18 protein-coding genes are annotated in these 18,812 nt (G+C 70.0%); 9 read left to right on the top strand and 9 right to left on the bottom strand.

The window, feature by feature from the left end; all coding sequences use genetic code 11:
• Positions 1-16 precede the first annotated feature (16 nt).
• The 3 genes from ACWDR4_RS26115 to ACWDR4_RS26105 form a co-directional block, all read right to left on the bottom strand.
• Positions 17-610, bottom strand: coding sequence for a DUF3885 domain-containing protein (locus ACWDR4_RS26115; RefSeq protein ID WP_450412162.1), 594 nt, complete (start codon positions 608-610; stop codon positions 17-19).
• 157 nt (positions 611-767) lie between these two features.
• Positions 768-947, bottom strand: a complete 180-nt coding sequence (locus ACWDR4_RS26110; RefSeq protein WP_450412161.1) for a hypothetical protein — start codon at positions 945-947, stop codon at positions 768-770.
• A 2-nt stretch (positions 948-949) separates the two neighbouring features.
• Complete coding sequence (locus ACWDR4_RS26105) at positions 950-1,453, bottom strand: maltokinase N-terminal cap-like domain-containing protein (RefSeq protein WP_450412160.1); 504 nt, start codon at positions 1,451-1,453, stop codon at positions 950-952.
• 134 nt (positions 1,454-1,587) lie between these two features.
• On the opposite strand from ACWDR4_RS26105, the gene ACWDR4_RS26100 reads away from it, so the two are divergent.
• The 5 genes from ACWDR4_RS26100 (at position 1,588) to msrA (ending at position 8,506) form a co-directional block, all read left to right on the top strand.
• Complete coding sequence (locus tag ACWDR4_RS26100; protein ID WP_450412158.1) at positions 1,588-1,887, top strand: DUF1905 domain-containing protein; 300 nt, start codon at positions 1,588-1,590, stop codon at positions 1,885-1,887.
• Between the two features lie 121 nt (positions 1,888-2,008).
• A complete protein-coding gene (locus ACWDR4_RS26095) occupies positions 2,009-4,201 on the top strand; it encodes a hypothetical protein (protein WP_450412156.1) in 2,193 nt (730 codons plus the stop codon).
• 483 nt (positions 4,202-4,684) lie between these two features.
• Positions 4,685-5,236 carry a DUF3455 domain-containing protein gene (locus tag ACWDR4_RS26090; RefSeq protein ID WP_450412154.1) on the top strand — a complete coding sequence of 184 codons (552 nt, stop codon included), beginning with the start codon at positions 4,685-4,687 and terminating at the stop codon, positions 5,234-5,236.
• A gap of 310 nt (positions 5,237-5,546) precedes the next feature.
• Positions 5,547-7,616 (top strand): restriction endonuclease, encoded by a 2,070-nt coding sequence (locus tag ACWDR4_RS26085; protein WP_450412153.1) that lies wholly within the window; start codon positions 5,547-5,549, stop codon positions 7,614-7,616.
• A gap of 377 nt (positions 7,617-7,993) precedes the next feature.
• Positions 7,994-8,506, top strand: coding sequence for a peptide-methionine (S)-S-oxide reductase MsrA (gene msrA / locus ACWDR4_RS26080; protein ID WP_450412152.1), 513 nt, complete (start codon positions 7,994-7,996; stop codon positions 8,504-8,506).
• A gap of 87 nt (positions 8,507-8,593) precedes the next feature.
• On the opposite strand, the gene ACWDR4_RS26075 is transcribed toward msrA, so the two are convergent.
• The 3 genes from ACWDR4_RS26075 to ACWDR4_RS26065 all read right to left on the bottom strand — a co-directional run bounded on the left by ACWDR4_RS26075 (position 8,594) and on the right by ACWDR4_RS26065 (position 12,738).
• Complete coding sequence (locus tag ACWDR4_RS26075; protein ID WP_450412150.1) at positions 8,594-9,700, bottom strand: hypothetical protein; 1,107 nt, start codon at positions 9,698-9,700, stop codon at positions 8,594-8,596.
• The gene (locus ACWDR4_RS26070) at positions 9,697-11,361 is read right to left on the bottom strand and encodes a M48 family metalloprotease (RefSeq protein ID WP_450412148.1); all 1,665 of its coding nucleotides are present in this window, start codon (positions 11,359-11,361) and stop codon (positions 9,697-9,699) included. Before ACWDR4_RS26070 ends, ACWDR4_RS26075 begins: the two co-directional genes overlap by 4 nt.
• A gap of 258 nt (positions 11,362-11,619) precedes the next feature.
• Positions 11,620-12,738, bottom strand: a complete 1,119-nt coding sequence (locus ACWDR4_RS26065; protein ID WP_450412146.1) for a hypothetical protein — start codon at positions 12,736-12,738, stop codon at positions 11,620-11,622.
• A 126-nt stretch (positions 12,739-12,864) separates the two neighbouring features.
• On the opposite strand from ACWDR4_RS26065, the gene ACWDR4_RS26060 reads away from it, so the two are divergent.
• The gene (locus ACWDR4_RS26060) at positions 12,865-14,019 is read left to right on the top strand and encodes a cystathionine gamma-synthase (RefSeq protein ID WP_450412144.1); all 1,155 of its coding nucleotides are present in this window, start codon (positions 12,865-12,867) and stop codon (positions 14,017-14,019) included.
• Between the two features lie 12 nt (positions 14,020-14,031).
• Here the strand turns inward: ACWDR4_RS26060 and ACWDR4_RS26055 are convergent, their stop codons facing one another.
• From ACWDR4_RS26055 to ACWDR4_RS26045, 3 genes are all read right to left on the bottom strand, one after another.
• Complete coding sequence (locus tag ACWDR4_RS26055) at positions 14,032-14,280, bottom strand: hypothetical protein (protein WP_450412142.1); 249 nt, start codon at positions 14,278-14,280, stop codon at positions 14,032-14,034.
• Complete coding sequence (locus ACWDR4_RS26050; RefSeq protein ID WP_450412140.1) at positions 14,277-14,780, bottom strand: sigma factor-like helix-turn-helix DNA-binding protein; 504 nt, start codon at positions 14,778-14,780, stop codon at positions 14,277-14,279. Before ACWDR4_RS26050 ends, ACWDR4_RS26055 begins: the two co-directional genes overlap by 4 nt.
• Positions 14,781-14,865: 85 nt before the next feature.
• On the bottom strand, positions 14,866-15,372 hold the full coding sequence (locus tag ACWDR4_RS26045) for a MarR family winged helix-turn-helix transcriptional regulator (protein WP_450412139.1): 507 nt from the start codon (positions 15,370-15,372) through the stop codon (positions 14,866-14,868).
• Between the two features lie 164 nt (positions 15,373-15,536).
• On the opposite strand from ACWDR4_RS26045, the gene ilvA reads away from it, so the two are divergent.
• The 3 genes from ilvA to ACWDR4_RS26030 all read left to right on the top strand — a co-directional run bounded on the left by ilvA (position 15,537) and on the right by ACWDR4_RS26030 (position 18,796).
• Positions 15,537-16,775, top strand: a complete 1,239-nt coding sequence (gene ilvA, locus ACWDR4_RS26040; protein ID WP_450412138.1) for a threonine ammonia-lyase — start codon at positions 15,537-15,539, stop codon at positions 16,773-16,775.
• Between the two features lie 186 nt (positions 16,776-16,961).
• On the top strand, positions 16,962-17,993 hold the full coding sequence (locus tag ACWDR4_RS26035; RefSeq protein ID WP_450412136.1) for an ATP-binding cassette domain-containing protein: 1,032 nt from the start codon (positions 16,962-16,964) through the stop codon (positions 17,991-17,993).
• Positions 17,990-18,796, top strand: coding sequence for an ABC transporter permease (locus tag ACWDR4_RS26030; protein ID WP_450412134.1), 807 nt, complete (start codon positions 17,990-17,992; stop codon positions 18,794-18,796). Before ACWDR4_RS26035 ends, ACWDR4_RS26030 begins: the two co-directional genes overlap by 4 nt.
• Positions 18,797-18,812 lie beyond the last annotated feature (16 nt).

Here is an 18,812-nt window from a genome sequence, read left to right as displayed (position 1 = left end):
TCCTGGTCGTCCGGGGCTACAGCCCGCTCGGCATGCCGGAAAGCCACTCGGGGTGGCGGTCGCGCAGTCGGTCGCGTTCCTCCGGGGTGGCCGTGATGACGTCCGCGCCGCCGTCGTAGGGGTGATGGATGCGGCGGAGTCCGGTGTCGGTGATGAGCACGCCGAAGAGGACGTCGTCCGCGACCGCGCGGAGGATGCCGTCGGCGCTGCCTCGTCGCCAGGTGCGGCGGTCCGCGTAGAAGTGCCTGTACGTGTGGAACTCGGGGTCGGGATCGTCCTCGTACGCCAAGGTCAGCCAGCGGGAACCCGCGGGGTGCAACTCCCGCCGCTCGGGCGGGCGTTCGGCCCCGTGCGGCTCCCAGGACCAGGACACGGTGATGACGTACACCTCCGACCCGCCGAAGACTTCGTCCAGGACCGTGTTGTAGCGGTCCAGGGCGATGGCGTACTCGTCCTCGGTCTCCGGGTAGCGCTTCGAGCCGGGGAGGCTGTGGAAGCGCACCCAGCGCTCGCTGTAGGCAGAGCGCAGCTCATGTCCGACGGGCGGTCCCTTCGGCCACTGGCGCTGCCACAGCGCCGACAGGCGATCGCTGTCGAGGTCCTCGGCCATTCGGCCATCCGATCCCAAGTCGTAGGGGCCATCCGGTCCCGCCCGGTTCTCGCGGGAGCGCGCCGCCGGCTTCGACTACTCGGCTCGGCATCATCGGCTGGATCTGCGGGGTGGGCGGTCGATCGAGCTGCGTATGGGGGCGGGCCCCCTTGTCTCGTCAGCGTACGGTGTCGCTGACGAGGAGTACGAACGGAGCGCGACCCTCGCCGCCGTCGGGCAGGTGCCAGACGGCGGTGACATGCCCCTGAGCCTCGGTTGTGTCGGTTCCCGGGACCTGCTGGTCCGGCGGGAGGGCGCGCGTCACTTCGAGTGTCAGGGTGTTCGCAGTGGTTTCCACGACTACGGCCGTGCCGTGCTGCCATCGGTGACGGCAAGGGAGGTGACCTCGGCCTCGGTCCCGGCGGAGGTGTCGGCAGCCGTGAAGTGGCTGATGACGGAAGCGTCGGGGGTGTCGGACACGCTCTGGGCCTGTGCCTCGGTGCGGCCCTGGAGGAGGGAGATCAACTGCGCGACCAGGACCGGGTCGTGGGTCCCGTCGTACACCCAGCGCTTGCCCAGCGCCCCGTGCTCGGACGTGCCCACGAGCGCCTCGTCGGCTCCGTCGAGCGGTGCGCCGCGGTAGCTGAGGGGCACGTGGTAGGAGCGTGGTGTCTTGCCGGAGGCATCCGTGACCACCATGAACTCGATGCCCACCTCCCCCTCCGGATCATCGAGCCGAAAACCACCGACCTTGGTCAACTCGGGCGCACGCCCCGTGCCGACGTACCAGGGCCGCGTGGGCAGCCAGGTGGTGAGCAGCTCCAGCTTGCCGGGGGACATGGTCGTTCTGTGGATGACAGCCATGCCCCGTGAACTTCCTCCGTCAGCTGATGATTCCCCTGCTGCACGGTTGTTCGGAGTGTTTGGAAGTGGGGCGTTCCAGCTCTAGCCTGGCCACCGTGAGCGGCAGTGACAGGCCGCGGAAGGGGACTGACACCGTGGAACTCGCCTTCGCAGGCCGGGTGGTCGAGTGGCGCGGGCCGGCGCCGTACTACTTCGTCCCTGTGCCGGACGAGGAGTCCGCCGACATCCGCGAAGTGGCCGCGATGGCTTCGTACGGCTGGGGAGTGATCCCGGTCGAGGCACGGATCGGCGAAGTCGTCTTCGAGACGTCGCTCTTCCCCAAGGACGGCCGCTACCTGCTGCCGCTCAAGGCCGCCGTACGCAAGCGGCAGGACATCTCGGCGGGGGACGATGTCGCCGTGGAGATCTCTGTACGTCTCGCCAACCTCAAGTAGTGAGTGCTGCTGAGAAGACATTGGAAGGCCGTTCGTCCCTGCGGGCGATCTCCAATTACGTCCGAGTGCGTGCGGAAAAACTCCGATGCGTCGGTTCGCCCCTCTCTGCGACCATCCCGGAATGGCGCACAGTTTCGAATCGCTGGTCATCCGGCACACCCATCGCCTTGCCGCCCCCAAGGGCTCCCTCGGGGCTTCCGCCCGTCAAGGAGCCGCCGCCGCGCGGCAGTTCGACGCGGCGCTGACCTCCGTGGGCTTCAAGCTCTCGGCGGAGTTGATGGAGCGGCTGTCGGGGCTGTCCGAGGCCGCGGTCCTGCACACCGCCAGGCGGACGCTGCGTACCGTGAGCGAGATGGTGGGCGACCACGTCCGGCACAACGCGTACTTCATCGACTTCCCGGCGAACGTGCCGGACACCGAGGAGTTCTGGACGCGGTGCGTGGCGCAGGCCCTCGGCGATGAGAAGTCGCGCGAGGGCGTGCTGACGCAGCTCGCGCACGGCGTGCTCGATCTGCTCAGCCTTCCCACGTACGGCCGCTACCAGCACACGTACGAGGAGCTGCTCGCGGCGCAGGACGAGCTGATCGCGTCGGCGGGCGACCGGGTCACCGTCCTGCACCTCGGCCGGGACCTGGACGACGAACTCACCGACCTGTACCTGGCGTTGGCGGGCAGCACGACCCCGCTGGGCGAGGACGACCTGCGCGACCTCAAGGCCCTCGCCGGGCGGTGCGCGCTCGGCCCCCAGCCGGAGGCGATCCCGGTACGGGAGAACCGGGCCGTCGTCAACGAGGCCCGCCTCGGCGCCGGTGCGGACCTGCTCCTCGACACCGTGACCGACGTACTGCGGCTGGCCTGCGCGCTGTCGGGCGGTGACGTGACCCTCCAGGAGCCGACCCCGTTCCGGGCGCTGCCGCGGCCGGTGCGGCGGGCGCTGCTCGCGGGCCTCGACTCCGTGATCGCGGCGAACCCGGCCAAGCTGGCCGACGTACACGCGTACCGCGAGCCCTTCAAACGGCTCGGTGAGCGGCTCCACCCGCACGAGTACCCGCGCTGGCCGCACGCCGCCGACGTGTTCGCCGTCGCGCGGGGCGAGAAGGAGGCGCGGTCCTTCGACAGCCGGGTGGAGAAACTGCTCGACGAGTTCGACGTGCTCGGTACGGTGAAGCTGCTGGAGTCCGCCCCCGGCAAGCTGTTCCGCGCCCTGGACCTGCTGCTGCGCATCGCCGCCGACCAGACGGAGCGGGACGCGGTGGTGGCCGCCGCGGTACGGGTCGCTCCCGAGGTCTCCGGCCGGGTCGTGCTCTCGGTGCGCGAGCACTTCCACAACCGGGAGCGGGAGAGCGGCGCGCCCCGCATCTTCGTCAACCGCCGGGGCCGCGCCTGGGTGACCCCGGACCACCGCCCGGCCGTACCGGCCGCCGACCGCGACCGTCTGACGGCCGCCCTCGACGCCGAGCTGCGCCGTCGGCTCCCGGCGCCGGGCCGGCTCCTCATCGACCCGGACGTCCTGGACGTGGCGCTCCCGCTCAGCGGCAGGGCGACGGCGGCAGGCCTCGGCGTACTGCCGCGAGGGTCGGTCTCGACGGTCGACGGCGAGCGGCTGCGCTTCTTCGTGTACTGGAAGGAGACCGACCGGCGCACCGACTACGACCTGTCGGCGCTCCTCCTCCACTCCGACTACAGCACCGACTCCTGGCTCTCCTACACGTCCCTCAGCGCGGTCGGGGGCCGGCACTCGGGCGACATCACCGAAGCACCCGACGGAGCCTCGGAGTTCATCGACCTGTCCCTGGACCGGGTGCGCGGCACGTTCATCGTTCCGCAGGTCAACATCTACGCTGGAGAGAGCTTCGAGGAGGTCGAGGAGTCCTTCTTCGGCTTCATGCTGCGCGACGGCGAGCAGAAGGGCCGGCCGTTCGAGCCGCGCACGGTGCGGATGAAGTCGGAGCTGCGCGGGGTGGGCCGAGTCGCGCTTCCGCTGGTGTTCCGGCGCGAGGACGACGGCCGGTGGCGTGCGAAGTGGCTGCACCTGTACCTGAAGGGCATCTCGGACGCCAACCGGGTCGAGGAGAACCAGGTGTCGGTGTCCAAGGTGGTGCGTGCCTTGGTGGAGCGCGAGCAGCTGACGGTGGGTTATCTGATCGACCTGATGTCCGCCGACACCACGGTAGTTGACCTCTGGGACGGCGACCCGACAGACCTGGCCCCGGCCGAGCCGGTGACGTACATCGGCCTCCAACGCCCCGAGGGACTGCACCCGGACTCCCGGATCATCACCCTCGAAAATCTGCGCGACCTGATCCCGGGCTGAGTGCTAGCGTTTGCCCACGGCGAGGCCATGAAGGGGCTTCCTTCTCATTCACTGCAAATGAACTCAAGTCCTGTCGCTCTCCTCGCCGTTCACGTCGCTCCGGGCGGCGCCCGCGCTCATCGCGCGAGCGCCGCCCGAGCCGTTTTCCACCACGTCGACTGCCCTGACGGTACGTCGAACGCCCCGAAGTCCACGGCGGCGTGACCGCGGGCATGCCCGGCAGTCCCTGGCCGATCCGGAACCCGTTCGGCGATACTCCGTATCCATGAGCCGTGATGATCGCCACGGGGACGTGATGCCCACGACTCGTTCACGTTCTCGTTGTTGATCCCCACGGCACAGGAACATGAGCGAATTCGGAACCGCACCCGCGCCGCAGTTCGCAATTCACAGCCGGCAGCTCACAGTTGGCAGTTCACAGCTGGCAGTTCTCAACTGGCAGTTCACAGCTCAGAGTTCAGAAACGTTCTGGAGACAAACCCGATGAAACTCGCCAAGCGAATCATCCTCACCACCACGGCTCTCGCCGCCGCATCCACCGGCACGCTCCTGGGCGCGACGGTCGGTCAGGCCGCTCCCGCGCAGACGGTCCGTCCCGTCGTCGACGCTCCCGCCGCACTGAAGGTCCCGGACGGCAACAGACTGACCGGCGTCTTCTCCGCCGAAGGAGTCCAGACCTACACCTGCACGGACGGCGCCTGGAAGCTGCTGGAGCCGGCCGCCACCCTCTGGGCCAAGAACGACCGCTCCCGCCGCACGGTCGCCCTCCACTCCCGTGGCCCGGTCTGGGTGTCCACGGTGGACGGCAGCGCGGTCAACGCCGCCGCCATCGCCAACTCCCCCAAGACGGGCACGATCCCGGAACTCCTCCTCCAGTCCACCGCCACACGCGGCACCGGCGTCTTCGCGGACGTCTCCTACATCCAGCGCCTCAACACCCAAGGCGGAGTGGCCCCGACCACGGCTTGCACGGGCACGGACCAGACGAGCGTCCCGTACTCGGCTACGTACACGTTCTACAAGCCCGCCAAGTAGTCGCGGCTCGTCAACTTCCTTGGCTCCAGGGCCAGAAGTGACGTAACGCGGCGGTCCCCGGTCCCCGGTGCCATCAGGCACCGGGGACCGCTGTGTTCCTCCACCTGCCAGATCGAGTACTCGGTCCTCAACTCTCCTCGGGACCGGTTACTCGCCAGTCATGTTGACCTGCGGGTATGACGAAGTGGGCCGCCTTTGACGAGTGGATATGCGAGGCGGTGATTGCTGGGTAGAGTCGTCTGGTTACAGCGGGTTGTGGGGACAACCGAAGGTTTTCGGCTGCCAACGTCCTGGGGAGGGCATGCAGCACATGAGTCGTCGCTCTACTGGTTCTGTCGGCATCTGGGCTGAGATGCAGCGGCAGCAGCAGCGCCAGTCGCAGGCCGTGGTCAGACAGCGGAGACAAGAAGAACAGCAGGCGCGGGCCTATCAGAGGCGAGCCGCTCAGAGCCATCGGGAGTACCGCCAGGCGGAGGCACAGCGTCGTACGGAGGAACTGGACGGACAGGTCGCGTCGTTGCAAGGTCTGCTGGCCGTCGGCTGTCAGGCACCGGCCTTCACCGCTGCGGCGATCATGCGGGCCGAGGAGGTCCAGCCGTTCGCCCCCGGATCATTGGCCTACTCCGTGACCATGCCGAGCCCGGATCAGTACCAGGCGCAGGGCGGCTGGACCGCGAGCCGTCGCGCGCAAGCCCAGGCCGAAGCACGGGCGCGCTTCGAGAGGGACTGGCAGGCCGCACAGGCCGCGGAGACTCAGCGCCAGCAGCAACTCGCCACGTCTCAGCGGGAGTACGAGCAGTGGGCCGGCGCTCAGCTCGCGGAGACTCGTCGGCACAACGCCGAAATCCGCGAAGTGACCGAAGGCGTCGGACGGAGAGACCCCGGTTCGGTGGTCGAGTACTTCTCCGCCGCTCTCTATTCGTCGGGCACCTGGCCCGAGGACTTCCCTCGCCAGATCTCGGCGGCGTACGACGCGGCGGCTCGACAACTGGTTCTCGACTGGGAGCTGCCCGGATACGGAGTGGTCCCCGAAGCGAAGTCCGTGCGGTACGTGTCGTCCCTCGACCAGGACAAGGAGACTCCCCGCCCGGCGGGCCAACGCCGTGCTCTGTACCGGGAGGTGCTCGCGCAGTGCGTGCTGCTCGTCCTGCACGAGCTGTTCGCCGCAGACCAGCTGGGCGCGCTGGAGTCGGTGTCCTTGAACGGGTTCGTGGACGAACACGACCCGACGACGGGCCAACGCGGCCACATCTTCCTCGCGACGGCGATGGCTTCGGCGTCGTCGTTCCGTGAACTTCATCTGGCCCAGGTGGACGCGGTCAGCTGCCTGACCGACGGACTCCGAGGGCAGCTTTCGGCGCGGCCGGACCAGCTCACTCCCGTACGACCGAGTCGACGGCCGCAAGATGTCGGCAATCCTGTGGTGGCTCACGGCAGCGACAACGATGAGGAACCGGACCTGTTCGACATGGATCCGGTCGCATTCGAGGATCTCGTCGCCGATCTCTTCCGGGCCATGGGGATGCGGGCGGTGACCACGCAGCGCTCGAACGACGGCGGTGTGGATGTCAACGCGCACGATCCGACACCGATTCGCGGCGGCAAGATCGTCGTACAGGTGAAGCGCTACCGCAACACGGTGCCACCCACCGCTGTACGTGACTTGTACGGGACCGTGCAGGACGCCGGTGCCAACAAGGGCGTCCTCGTGACGACATCGGGGTTCGGCCCCGGCTCACACACCTTCGCCAACGGCAAACCCCTGGAACTGATCTCGGGCGCGGAGCTGGTCGATCTGCTGCATCGGCACGGGCTGCGGGGGCGACTCGGTGAGGGGGGCGGGCGTCCGGCCGCGGCACGACCGACGCCAGCAGGTCCGGACCCACAGCTGCCCGCTGACTACAACATCCTGGGCATGTCGTGGACCGGAAGCGTTGCCTTGGACGTGTGCGCTCTCGTCTGCCACGGCAACCGCGTACTCAGCGATGATCACTTCGTCTTCTTCAACAACCACCAGACACCCGACGGCGCGGTACGAGCCCTCCCCGCCGCCGCACCCGACAAGGCCGCGATCTGCGTGACCTTCGACGGGCTGCCGGAGACCGCCGACCGGTTCGTGCTCGTGGCCGCCATCGACCCGGAGGTCAATCCGGACGCAGACCTCTCCGGCTTCACGGACGCCTGTATCCGGCTCCTAGACCCGGGGATGGCCGAGCTGGGACGCCTTGAGGTCTCCGACGGCCGGTCCGGCGAGACCGCCTTGGTACTCGGCTCCTTCCGCCGAAGGTCCAACGGGGACTGGGACTTCGTCCTCGGCGGCAAGGGCTATGCGGGCGGCCTGGAGCAACTTGTCCAGGACTACGGGATCGATGTGGAGTAGGTCGAGCAGACAGCAGGACGTGCTCGGAGCCGCCGGTCAAGGTGGTGCGTACTCGACTGGAAGCCGTACTCACAGGTGGACGGATCAGGGCGCGAGTTCCGCTACGTCGCCGTGTCCGTCTGCCCGGTCCCGGACGGGGGCGAGGATCCATTTCCTGTACCGCCGATGCCCCGATCTCCCGTACGCCCACCGCTACGACGACTGCCACTGAGAGCACCGGCAGGGCAAGGCACGGCAGGGGCAGGCCAGGACCGGTCTGGTGGGTGCGGAATCGCCTGGCGGGCTCGTGCGTTGAGGGGAGTGGGCCGGGGATGCCGGTGGTGTGTGAGCCGAGCAGCCCGCGAGTGATCGAGCTGACAGAAAGTGGAGGAGCCTCAATGGGCGCGCAGACGCAGAGGGCCGTGCTGGCGGGCGGATGCTTCTGGGGGATGGAGGACCTGATCCGCCGACTCCCGGGCGTGACGGCGACCCGGGTCGGATACACCGGCGGGGATGTGCCGAACGCGACGTACCGGAACCACGGCACGCACGCGGAGGCCATCGAGATCCTCTTCGACCCCGAGGCGACCGACTACCGCGCGATCCTGGAGTTCTTCTTCCAGATCCACGACCCGAGCACCAGGAACCGCCAGGGCAACGACATCGGCCTCAGCTACCGCTCCGCCATCTACTACGTGGACGACGAGCAGAAGCGGATCGCCGAGGACACGATCGCGGATGTGGACGCCTCCGGGCTGTGGCCGGGCAAGGTCGTCACCGAGGTCGAGCCGGTCGGCCCCTTCTGGGAGGCCGAGCCCGAGCACCAGGACTACCTGCTGCGCTACCCGGACGGCTACACCTGCCACTTCCCGCGCCCGGGATGGCGGCTGCCCGCCCGCGCGGAGGGCTGATCGCGACGTGGCCCGGCGGAAGGCGGAGCCCCGGCCGGTCGGTCTAGGCTCCGCCGACCGGGTCCGAAGTGGTCGGCGCGCCTCCGCCTACTCGTACCTTGCCGCCGATACGGCTGCCTGCGCGGACTGGTTCCGGAGACGGCAGTAGCGCGCCGTCATCCCGTCGTCGTAGCGCCATGGCAGCGCATTCACGTACCCGTCCACCAGCTTGAACTGCTCGACGGCGGCCTCGTCGCGGTCCTGGCGGGAGAGGTAGTACGCCAGCAGGTGCCGCAGCTCCGGGAGGCGCGGGTGTGCCGGGTCGGCGGCTGCGGCGTCGGCCAGGCCGGCGTCGACCCGGGCGATCATCTCGGGGGTGCGGTCGGTGGCACTGCCGACCGAGCCGTCGTGCTCGAAGTGGACGATCAGGGGGAGGACGGTCAACAGGCTGCCCAGGGGAGCGGACGCCACCGCCCGCTCGGCGAACTCCGTCGCCATCTGCTCCGAGCCACGCCACTTCTTGCACCAGTACTGCAGCGCCGAGAAGTGGGCCTCGTAGTGGTGCGGGTCGCGGGCGGTGAGTTCCGACCACAGCTTGTCCATCTCGGAGTGCGGGTAGCCGAGCCCGAGCGCGGTCCAGATCTCCGTGACGTACGGGGTCGGGTCGTCGGGGTTGAGCGCCGCGGCCCTGGCTATCTCCTCGCGGGAGCGCTGCAGCAGCCGGTGGAAGCCCGCGAACTGTTCGCCCGTCGTGTGGCGGGCCAGCTTGTCGCCCCGGATGTCCCAGGCGAGGATCACCGTGCTGCGGGCGCGGACCAGGGCCGCGTCCGGGTCGCCGGTGCCCTGGGGGCCTTCGGCCTCCCAGGCGAGCAGCCAGCCGTCGTCCCCGGCCGCGATCTCCGCCAGCAGATACGAGGCGAGGGAACGGCGTTCCCAGTCCTGGCCGATACCCCGCAGCAGTTCCGCGGCTGCTTTCCAGCCGCCGTTGCCCCCGCCCCGCACCGCGTCGAGCGCCGTCTCCCAGCCTTCCGGCAGCGGCCCTGCGTACTCCGTGTTCTGTCGCTCGGCCGACAGGAACCCGAGCTGCGCGGCGGCCTCCGCACCCGTCGCCGTCACCTGGACGAAGAACTCCTTCACGACCACCCCGCCCAGCCACAACACCACGATCAGCGTGGGCACGGCCAGGACGCCCAGAATCCACAGCAGTACGGTCATCGGGGGGCGTCCGTTTCTCGGGGGGAGCGGGGAGCGGGGGGAAGCAGGGCGCGCAGCGGGGCGGTGTCCGGGTGGTCGGCGAGGGCCCTGTCCACCGCCGCGCCGATCGAGGCGTCGAGCTCGGAAGGGCTATCGGCCGGTGTACCGCTGCCCGGCGCCGGGAGCAGCCGCGCCTTCGCCGACTGCTCCCAGGAGAACTCCCAGCGCATCCGCGACCGCGCGCTGAACTCCGCCATCACCATGCTGTGCAGCGAGTTGTGCAGCGTCGGGCGTACGAACTCACGGAACGCCCGCCCCTTCGCCGCGACCGCCTCGTCCGACAGCGGCAACCGGCGGGCCAGCTGCCACAGTTGGCCGTCGTCGATGAGGGTGAGAAGGGCCGGGAGAGTCGGGCCGGCCTTCGTGTACAGGGCCAGTGCCCGGTGCAACGGGGTGTTGAGCGCGGCGAGGTTGGCCGCCATCGCGCCGTCGAGGAGGTCCTGCCAGTCGGCGGTACGCCTGAACTGCCGTACCTCGTCCGTCAGTACCGCGTCCTCCAGCGCCGCGTACGCCCGCTCCTCGTCGGCCAGGAGCGCGATGGCCGCGCCGTGGGCTTCGTCCGCGCGGCCGTCGGCGGGGAGCAGCTCGATACGGCGTACGCGGTCGGCGATCGGCGGATGGGAGTCGTACGGCGATGTCGGCTCCGTCGGCAACTCGCTGCGCAGGCCCGCCAGTTCGAGCTGACGGGCGGAGAGCATCCGGCCGAAGCCGCCGAACACCTCACCGGGCGGCGGCAGTAGCCGGGCGTCGGTGCCGAGGGTGGCGTAGCAGCGCACGTAGAACCCGAACGCGCCCTCCAGGACCGGGATTTCGCGCAGTGCGGACGCGGTGGCGTCGCGGCCGGCGATCCGGGCGGCCGAGGCGTCGGCGGCGTACTCCTGGCGGCGGGAGTCGGCGAGCGTGGCGCGCAGGTACAGCTTGGCGTACGCGGTGTAGATCCGGGCCATCGCGCGGTACGTGACGCCCGCGTGGCCCGTGTCGACCTCCCGCGTCTCCTTGCCCTTCGCCTCGGCCTTGGCGTTCTTCCGCTCCTGCCGGGTGCGTTCCCGGGCCTCCGTGCTGCCCGCGCGCTCCTCGAAGTTCCGTATCGTGCGCAGGAGTTGGGTACGTCCGCGCAGGGTGAGGGCGGCGAGGCGGGTGTCGGAGCCGGCGTAGTGGCCGAGTTCATGGGCGAGGACCGCGCGCAGCTGGGCCTCGGTCAGACCCTGCATGAGGGGTACGCCGAGGTAGAGCCGGCGCGGCCCGGGGAACAGGCCGAGCAGCCGTGCGTCCTCGCTGACGGCGGCGTTGGCGTCGCCCATGAGGACGATGCGGGACGGGGCGCGGGTGCCGACCTGGTCGGCCAACTCCCGCACGGTACGCCAGAGTTCGGGCTCGTCGGCCTCCGTGACGGGCAGCCCGGAAGGCTCCTCGCCCTTCGGCGTACGGAGCATCAGCAGCCCGCGGACCAGCGGAACCGCCAGCAGTACGGAGACGACGGCCAGCTTCGTCGCGACGGCGGCCGGGGTGTGCGCGAAGAGCAGGTAGTCGGCGCCGGCGAGCACCGCCAGCAGGAGCACGCCGAGCAGATAGAAGCCGGCGAGCAGTACGAGAGCGCGCAGCGCGCGCAGGGTCGAGCCCATCGGGCCGGGATCCCTCCACGGGGAACGGGGACGGTGGAAAGGGCGCGCGGCCGAGCGGTGGGGTCATGACCGGCGGGTGGGGGAAAGCGGAGTATCGCGTACGGGCACGGTGGCAGGCAAGACATGGCCATGCCACCGGACGCTCATGTCCCCTGAGGGTGTGTATGTACGCCCCCCGCTACCCCAGGGGGGTTGGTGTGGAGGGGCTACGAGGGAGCCCCTCCAGCCCCCTGTCTCACCTCCCGACCTCGCCTCGCCTCACCGCAGCAGCGTCGCCGGGCTTCCCCCGTTCGCCTCGTACCCCGCCACCGCCAGCGCGCGGTAGATCGCGAACTCGGCCGCCGGGTCGGCGGTGAGGGTCCACGGGAGGGCGCCCACATGGCCGTCGACGTGCACCAGCTGGTTCATGGCCTCCGCCCAGCGCTCGGAGCGCACCAGGAAGAAGATCAGCAGGTGGCGTACGTGGGCCAGCATCGGGTCGTCCGGGCGGGCTGCGTGGACCGCGAACAGCGCGCCGTGGACCGCCTTCGTCACGACCTCGCTCTGGTAGAAACCGCTGACCAGGTTCACCTCGGGGAGGTGCTCGAACACCGCGAACAAAGGCATCGCCGCCAGCAGCGAGCCCTGCGGGGCCCGGGCCGCCGCCGCTTCCGCGAACGACATCGCCAGCTCGCGCGAGCCGTGCCACTTCTCGCACCAGTAGTGCAGGGCCGCGAGATGCGCCCCCATGTGCTCCGGCGCGCGGTCGAGGATCTTCAGCCAGAGCTGCTCGAACTCCGGCCGGGAGTACGCCAGTCCGCGTGCCACCGACAGCTCGACGATGTACGGGACGGGGTCACCGGGGGAGAGGAGCGCCGCCTCGTCGCACGCCGCCTTCGCCTCCTCCATGATGATCCGGAACTCGTCCGTGCCGGGCGTCGACGTCCGCCACGCCTGCTGCACCAGGAACTCCGCGTGCACGGCCGCGCCGCCCGCGTCCTTGGGCGCCTCCGTCCGCCACACCCGCAGCCACTGCCCGCCCGGCGACTCGCTCACCCCGCCGGGGCGCTGCTGCAGCTCCAGCGACGCGGCGCCCGCGAAGGCCTGCACGCGCTGCCAGCGCCGCTCGCCGTCCTTCTCGGTGCCGATGAGCAGCTGCGACGCCGCTCTGTAGTCCTGCGAACGCTGCACGACGTCAAGGACATCAAGCAGATCCTGGTCGGGGCCGGGCATCCGGATGTCCAGCGCCTCCTGCCGGGCGAAGCCGTAGTTCGCCGGGTCCGCCGCGTCCGGGTCACCGGGCGCGACCTGCTGAATACCGGCACGCCTGCGCCGCACGAGCGGCAACACCACGAAGCCGATCATGACCAGCGCCATCAGGACCCAGAGAATCTGCATGCCACAAGCGAACCAGACGGGTCTGACAATTGGCCAACCCGGTCCAAGGCAAGGCCCACGGCTGCCCGGATTTCCTCGCCCCCAGTGGCCGTCACCAATCCCGTGAGCGGACTACGCTCGGTCCTCATGAGCGACAGGCACATCAGTCAGCACTTCGAGACCCTCGCGATCCACGCGGGCAACACCGCGGATCCCCTCACCGGCGCGGTCGTCCCGCCGATCTACCAGGTCTCGACCTACAAGCAGGACGGCGTCGGCGGGCTGCGCGGCGGTTACGAGTACAGCCGCAGCGCCAATCCGACCCGTACCGCCCTCGAAGAGAACCTCGCGGCCCTGGAGGGCGGTCGCCGTGGTCTCGCGTTCGCGTCCGGACTGGCGGCCGAGGACTGCCTGTTGCGTACGCTGCTCAGCCCCGGCGACCACGTGGTCATCCCCAACGACGCGTACGGCGGCACGTTCCGGCTGTTCGCGAAGGTCGTCGCCCGGTGGGGCGTGGAGTGGTCGGTCGCCGACACCAGCGACCCCGCCGCCGTACGGGCCGCGCTCACCCCGAAGACCAAGGCCGTGTGGGTGGAGACGCCCTCCAACCCCCTCCTCGGCATCACCGACATCGCCGCCGTCGCCCAGATCGCCCGCGAGGCCGGCGCCCGGCTCGTCGTCGACAACACCTTCGCCACGCCCTACCTCCAGCAGCCGCTGGCGCTCGGCGCGGACGTCGTCGTGCACTCGCTGACCAAGTACATGGGCGGCCACTCGGACGTCGTCGGCGGCGCGCTGATCACCGCCGACCAGGAACTCGGCGAGGAGCTGGCGTACCACCAGAACGCCATGGGCGCGGTCGCCGGGCCCTTCGACTCCTGGCTGGTGCTGCGCGGCGCCAAGACGCTCTCCGTACGGATGGACCGGCACAGCGAGAACGCCACCAAGGTCGCCGACATGCTCACCCGGCACGCGCGCGTGACGCGTGTTCTGTACCCGGGGCTCCCGGAGCACCCTGGTCACGAGGTCGCCGCCAAGCAGATGCGGTCGTTCGGCGGCATGGTGTCGTTCCAGGTCCAGGGCGGCGAGGAGGCGGCCGTCGAGGTCTGCAACCGCGCCAAGGTGTTCACCCTCGGCGAGTCCCTCGGCGGCGTGGAGTCCCTGATCGAGCACCCGGGACGCATGACGCACGCGTCCGTCGCCGGATCGGCCCTGGAGGTCCCGGGCGACCTCGTACGCCTCTCCGTGGGCATCGAGAACGTCGACGACCTCCTGGAGGACCTCCAGCAGGCCCTCGGCTGACCTACCCCCGCCTCACCAGCCCGTCAGGGGTGGAGTCGTCTCCGACGGCGGCTCCACCCAGGGCTGGACCGTCGCCGCCCACACCGCGAAGACGACCACCGCGGCGCACAGCAGCAGCCACATCAGCCGCCGTACCGCCCGTCTGCGCCGCAGCATGCGGCTGCCACGCCGTACGACCTCCACGTACAGGTCGGGCGGCACCGGAGGCGGCGTGCCCTCCATGAGGTGCCGCGCGGCGGCCTCCCGGTCCCGGCGGCTCACGACGGCACCACCTTCCGCCCGGCCACCGTGGGCGCCGGCTTGCGCGGCGGATGCAGCAGCGTCGCCGTCGCCCGGTCGCAGATCGCGTGCACGCGCTCCGTGGGCAGGCCGAGCAGCGCAGCCGTCTGCTCCTCGCCGACCCCCTCGTACAGCCGCAGGACCATGATCAGCCGCTGCTGGGGGGTGAGCACGGCCAGGGCGCTGCCGGGATGCGGGCGGGCCCGGCCGAGACCGCCGTACTGGTGCCACGCCCCGCGCGCGAAGCGGACGGCCAGATACTGGCGGGTCCTGTCGTACGGGTCCTCGCCGCGCATCCGGTCCCAGCACGCGTACGTGTGCGCGAAGGCGTACGTGAGCAGGCGCCGCGCGCGCGGGTTGTCGTGCGGCGCCTCAGCCGTGAGCAGCGTGGCGGCGTGCAGCAGCCGGCCCGCCGCTCCCGCGACGAACGCCTCGAAGTCCCTGGCCCGGCCGGCACCCTGGGACACCTGCCGTTCTCGCACCGCGCCTCCCGCCGTACGACAAGGACCCGGTCTCATCTGAGGCCAGATGTCGCCCGCCGGTCAAGAGTCGGGAAGCAGGCGGTGCTCAGGAAGCGGACTCCGGTTCCCCCACCGGGATGCCCTGGGCGGCCTGACGGGCCGAGAGCGCTGTGTTGAAGCGCGTGAGGAGCGTGCAGAACGCGTCGCGCTCCTCCGGTGTCCACTCCTGCGTCAGCTCGGCCATCAACTGGCGCCTCGACGACCGTACTTCCTCCAGCCGTGACAGCCCGCGCGGGGACAGTTGCAGGACCACCGCGCGCCCGTCCTCGGGGTGCGAGGTGCGCTTGACGAGGCCCGTGTCGACGAGCGGCGCCACCTGCCGGGTGACCGTCGACGAGTCGATGCCCATGCTCGCGGCGAGCGCCTTGACGCCCATCGGGCCTTCCTTGTCGAGGCGGTTGAGCAGCAGATACGCGGCGCGGTCCATCGAGTTGCGCACCTGCCCGACTCCCCCGAGCCGGGTCTGTTCGGCACGGCGCGCGAACACCGCGACCTCGTGCTGCAACGTGTCGAGGAGACCGGTGTCACCGACGGTCGTCATGTCCATCGACATTTCAGGTGTTGTGGGCATGGCCGGGGGCTCACTTCATGAAAGGGGGTGCTGGGTTGGGGGACAGGGTACGCGGCCGGAAGGCGGGCCGTACCGACGCTGCGGAAACCGGTCTCGGAGCTTGGTCACACCGCGAGTCCGCGCCTGTGAACTGCGAGACTTGAGTCATGAGCTACAGCACGGCTGACTCCTTGCGCTCCCCGAGGCCTGTCACTCTCGACGACGTACGCGGTGCACAGAAGATGCTCCTGGGCGTGGCGCGGGTGACGGCCATGGAGGGCAGCAGGCATCTGACCCAGCTGGTGGGCGCGCCGGTCCACTTCAAGTGCGAGAACCTCCAGCGGACCGGTTCCTTCAAACTGCGGGGCGCGTACGTCCGTATCGCCGGGCTGCTGCCCGAGGAGCGGGCCGCCGGTGTCGTCGCGGCCAGTGCCGGCAACCACGCGCAGGGGGTCGCGCTGGCATCGGCGCTGCTCGGGGTGCGTGCCACGGTGTTCATGCCGCACGGCGCCCCGCTCCCGAAGATCAGTGCCACCCGTGAGTACGGCGCCGAGGTGCGGCTGCACGGGCAGGTCGTCGACGAGACGCTGGCCGCCGCCCAGGAGCACGCGGACCGGACGGGCGCGGTGTTCATCCACCCCTTCGACCACGCCGACATCATCGCGGGGCAGGGCACGGTGGGCCTGGAGATCCTGGAACAGTGCCCCGAAGTACGCACGATCGTGGTCGGGATCGGCGGCGGCGGTCTGGCCGCGGGGATCGCGGTCGCCGTGAAGTCGGTGCGGCCCGACGTACGGATCGTGGGCGTGCAGGCGGCGGGCGCGGCGGCGTATCCGCCCTCGCTGGCGGCCGGGCGGCCGGTGTCGGTCGCGAACCCGGTCACGATGGCCGACGGGATCAAGGTCGGGCGGCCCGGCGCGGTGCCGTTCGGGATCATCGGCGACCTGGTGGACGAGGTCCGCACGGTCAGCGAGGACGAGCTGTCGGCCGCGCTGCTGCTCTGCCTGGAGCGCGCCAAGCTCGTCGTGGAACCGGCGGGGGCGAGCCCGGTCGCGGCGCTGCTGAGTGAGCCGGGGGCCTTCGAGGGACCGGTCGTCGCGGTGCTGTCCGGCGGCAACGTCGACCCGGTGCTCCTGGAGCGCATCCTGCGCCACGGCATGGCGGCGCAGGGCCGCTACCTGGCGGTCCGGCTGCGGCTGACGGACCGGCCGGGCGCCCTCGCGACTCTGCTCGGGGTGTTGTCAGTGGTCGACGCTAATGTCCTCGACGTGAGCCATGTCCGGACCGATCCGCGGCTCGGGCTCACGGAGGCGGAGGTCGAACTGCACCTGGAGACGAAGGGTCCGGAGCACTGCGCCGAGGTCGGACTGGCGCTGCGCGAGGCCGGTTACACGGTCATCGACTGAGGTCGGGGCGCTGCTCTCACTCGGACGGGTGGACCCGGGAAAAATGCATTGAGAGGCGCGATACATCGCGTTATGGTGTGTGTCACGCGAAGGCCCTGCCCTCCCATGCTCCTCGTGGTCGTCGGGTGGGGCAAACGAGAAAATCTAGGCTTCTTGCGGTAATCCCCAACGACGTGGAGAACGGATATGCCAGGCGCCATCTATGCCGAAGGCCTGGTGAAGACCTTCGGTGACGTAAGGGCTCTGGACGGCGTCGATCTGGACGTCCCGGAGGGCACGGTCCTCGGCCTGCTCGGGCCGAACGGAGCGGGCAAGACCACCACGGTCCGCTGTCTGACGACCCTGCTGCGGCCCGACCGCGGCTCGGCGGTCGTCGCGGGCATCGACGTCCTGAAGCACCCCGACGCCGTCCGCCGCTCGATCGGCCTCTCCGGCCAGTTCGCGGCGGTCGACGAGTATCTGACCGGCCGCGAGAACCTCCAGATGGTCGGTCAGCTGTACCAGATGAGGGCGAAGGCGGCGAAGGCCCGCGCGGTCGAACTGCTGGAGCAGTTCCATCTCGCGGACGCCGCCGACCGCCCCGCGAAGACCTATTCCGGCGGTATGCGCCGTCGGCTCGACCTCGCGGCGGCCCTGGTCGTCTCGCCGCCGGTGATGTTCATGGACGAGCCGACGACCGGACTCGACCCGCGCAACCGCCAGCAACTGTGGGAGGTCATCAAGCAGTTGGTCTCCGGCGGGACGACACTGCTGCTGACCACCCAGTATCTGGAGGAGGCCGACCATCTCGCGCACGACATCGCGGTGGTCGACCACGGCCGGGTCATCGCCCGCGGCACCTCCGACCAGCTCAAGGCCCGCACCGGCGGCGAGCGCGTCGAGGTCGTCGTGCACGAGCGCGAGCACATGACGACCGCGTCCGAGGTGCTCAACGCTTTCGGCAAGGGCCAGGGCGAGGTCACCGTCCAGGAACACATGCGCAAGCTCACCGTGCCCGTCACCGGCGGCGCCAAGCTCCTCGCCGAGGTCATCCGGGAACTGGACACCCGCGGCATCGAGATCGACGACATAGGCCTGCGCCGCCCCACCCTCGACGACGTCTTCCTCTCCCTGACGGGCCACCTGGCCGAGGTCAAGGAAGAGGAGAACGGCCGGGAGAGCGGAAGGCCGGGCGGGAAACAGGACGGGAATCAGAGCGGAAAGGAGACCGTCAAGTGAGCGCCGTGAACGACTCCCTGGTCATTGCCCGCAGGAACCTGATCCGCATGAGCCGGATTCCCGAGATGATCGTCTTCGGGCTGATCCAGCCGATCATGTTCGTGGTCCTCTTCACGTACGTCTTCGGCGGCTCGATGAACATCGGCGGCTCCACCGACGCGGACGTCTACAAGAACTTCCTGATGGCCGGCATCTTCGCGCAGACTGTCACCTTCGCCACCGCCAGTGCCGGAGCGGGCATCGCCGACGACATGCACAAGGGCCTCGTGGACCGCTTCCGCTCCCTGCCCATGGCCCGTGGCGCGGTGCTCACCGGTCGCACCATCGCCGACCTCGTACAGACCGCGCTGACCCTGCTCGTCCTGGCCGTGGTCGCGCTTCTGGTGGGCTGGCGTCCCGGCTCCGAGGTGTCCACCAACTTCGGCAAGGTCATGGCAGGCTTCGGCTTGCTGCTGCTCCTCGGCTATGCGTTCACCTGGATCGGGGCGCTCATCGGCCTGAGCGTCCGCACCCCGGAGGCAGCCACCTCCGGCGGGCTGATCTGGCTCTTCCCGGTGACCTTCATTTCCAACGCGTTCGTGGACTCCAGCCGGATGACTCCCTGGCTGCAGCACGTCGCCGACTGGAACCCGTTCAGCGCCACCGTGCAGGCCTGCCGCGTCCTGTTCGGCAACCCCGGAGTCTCGCCGTCGGACGCCTGGCCCATGCAGCACCCGGTGTGGGCCTCGGTCATCTACTCGGTCCTGATCGTCCTCATATTCAGGACCCTGGCGGTCCGCAAGTACCGCTCGGCCGCGGTATGACGGCGCCCCGGGTATG

Source organism: Streptomyces sp. NPDC000878, assembly GCF_053599695.1.
The sequence above is the reverse complement of the archived record's forward strand: the minus strand, read 5'-3'. Positions and strand labels throughout refer to the sequence as shown.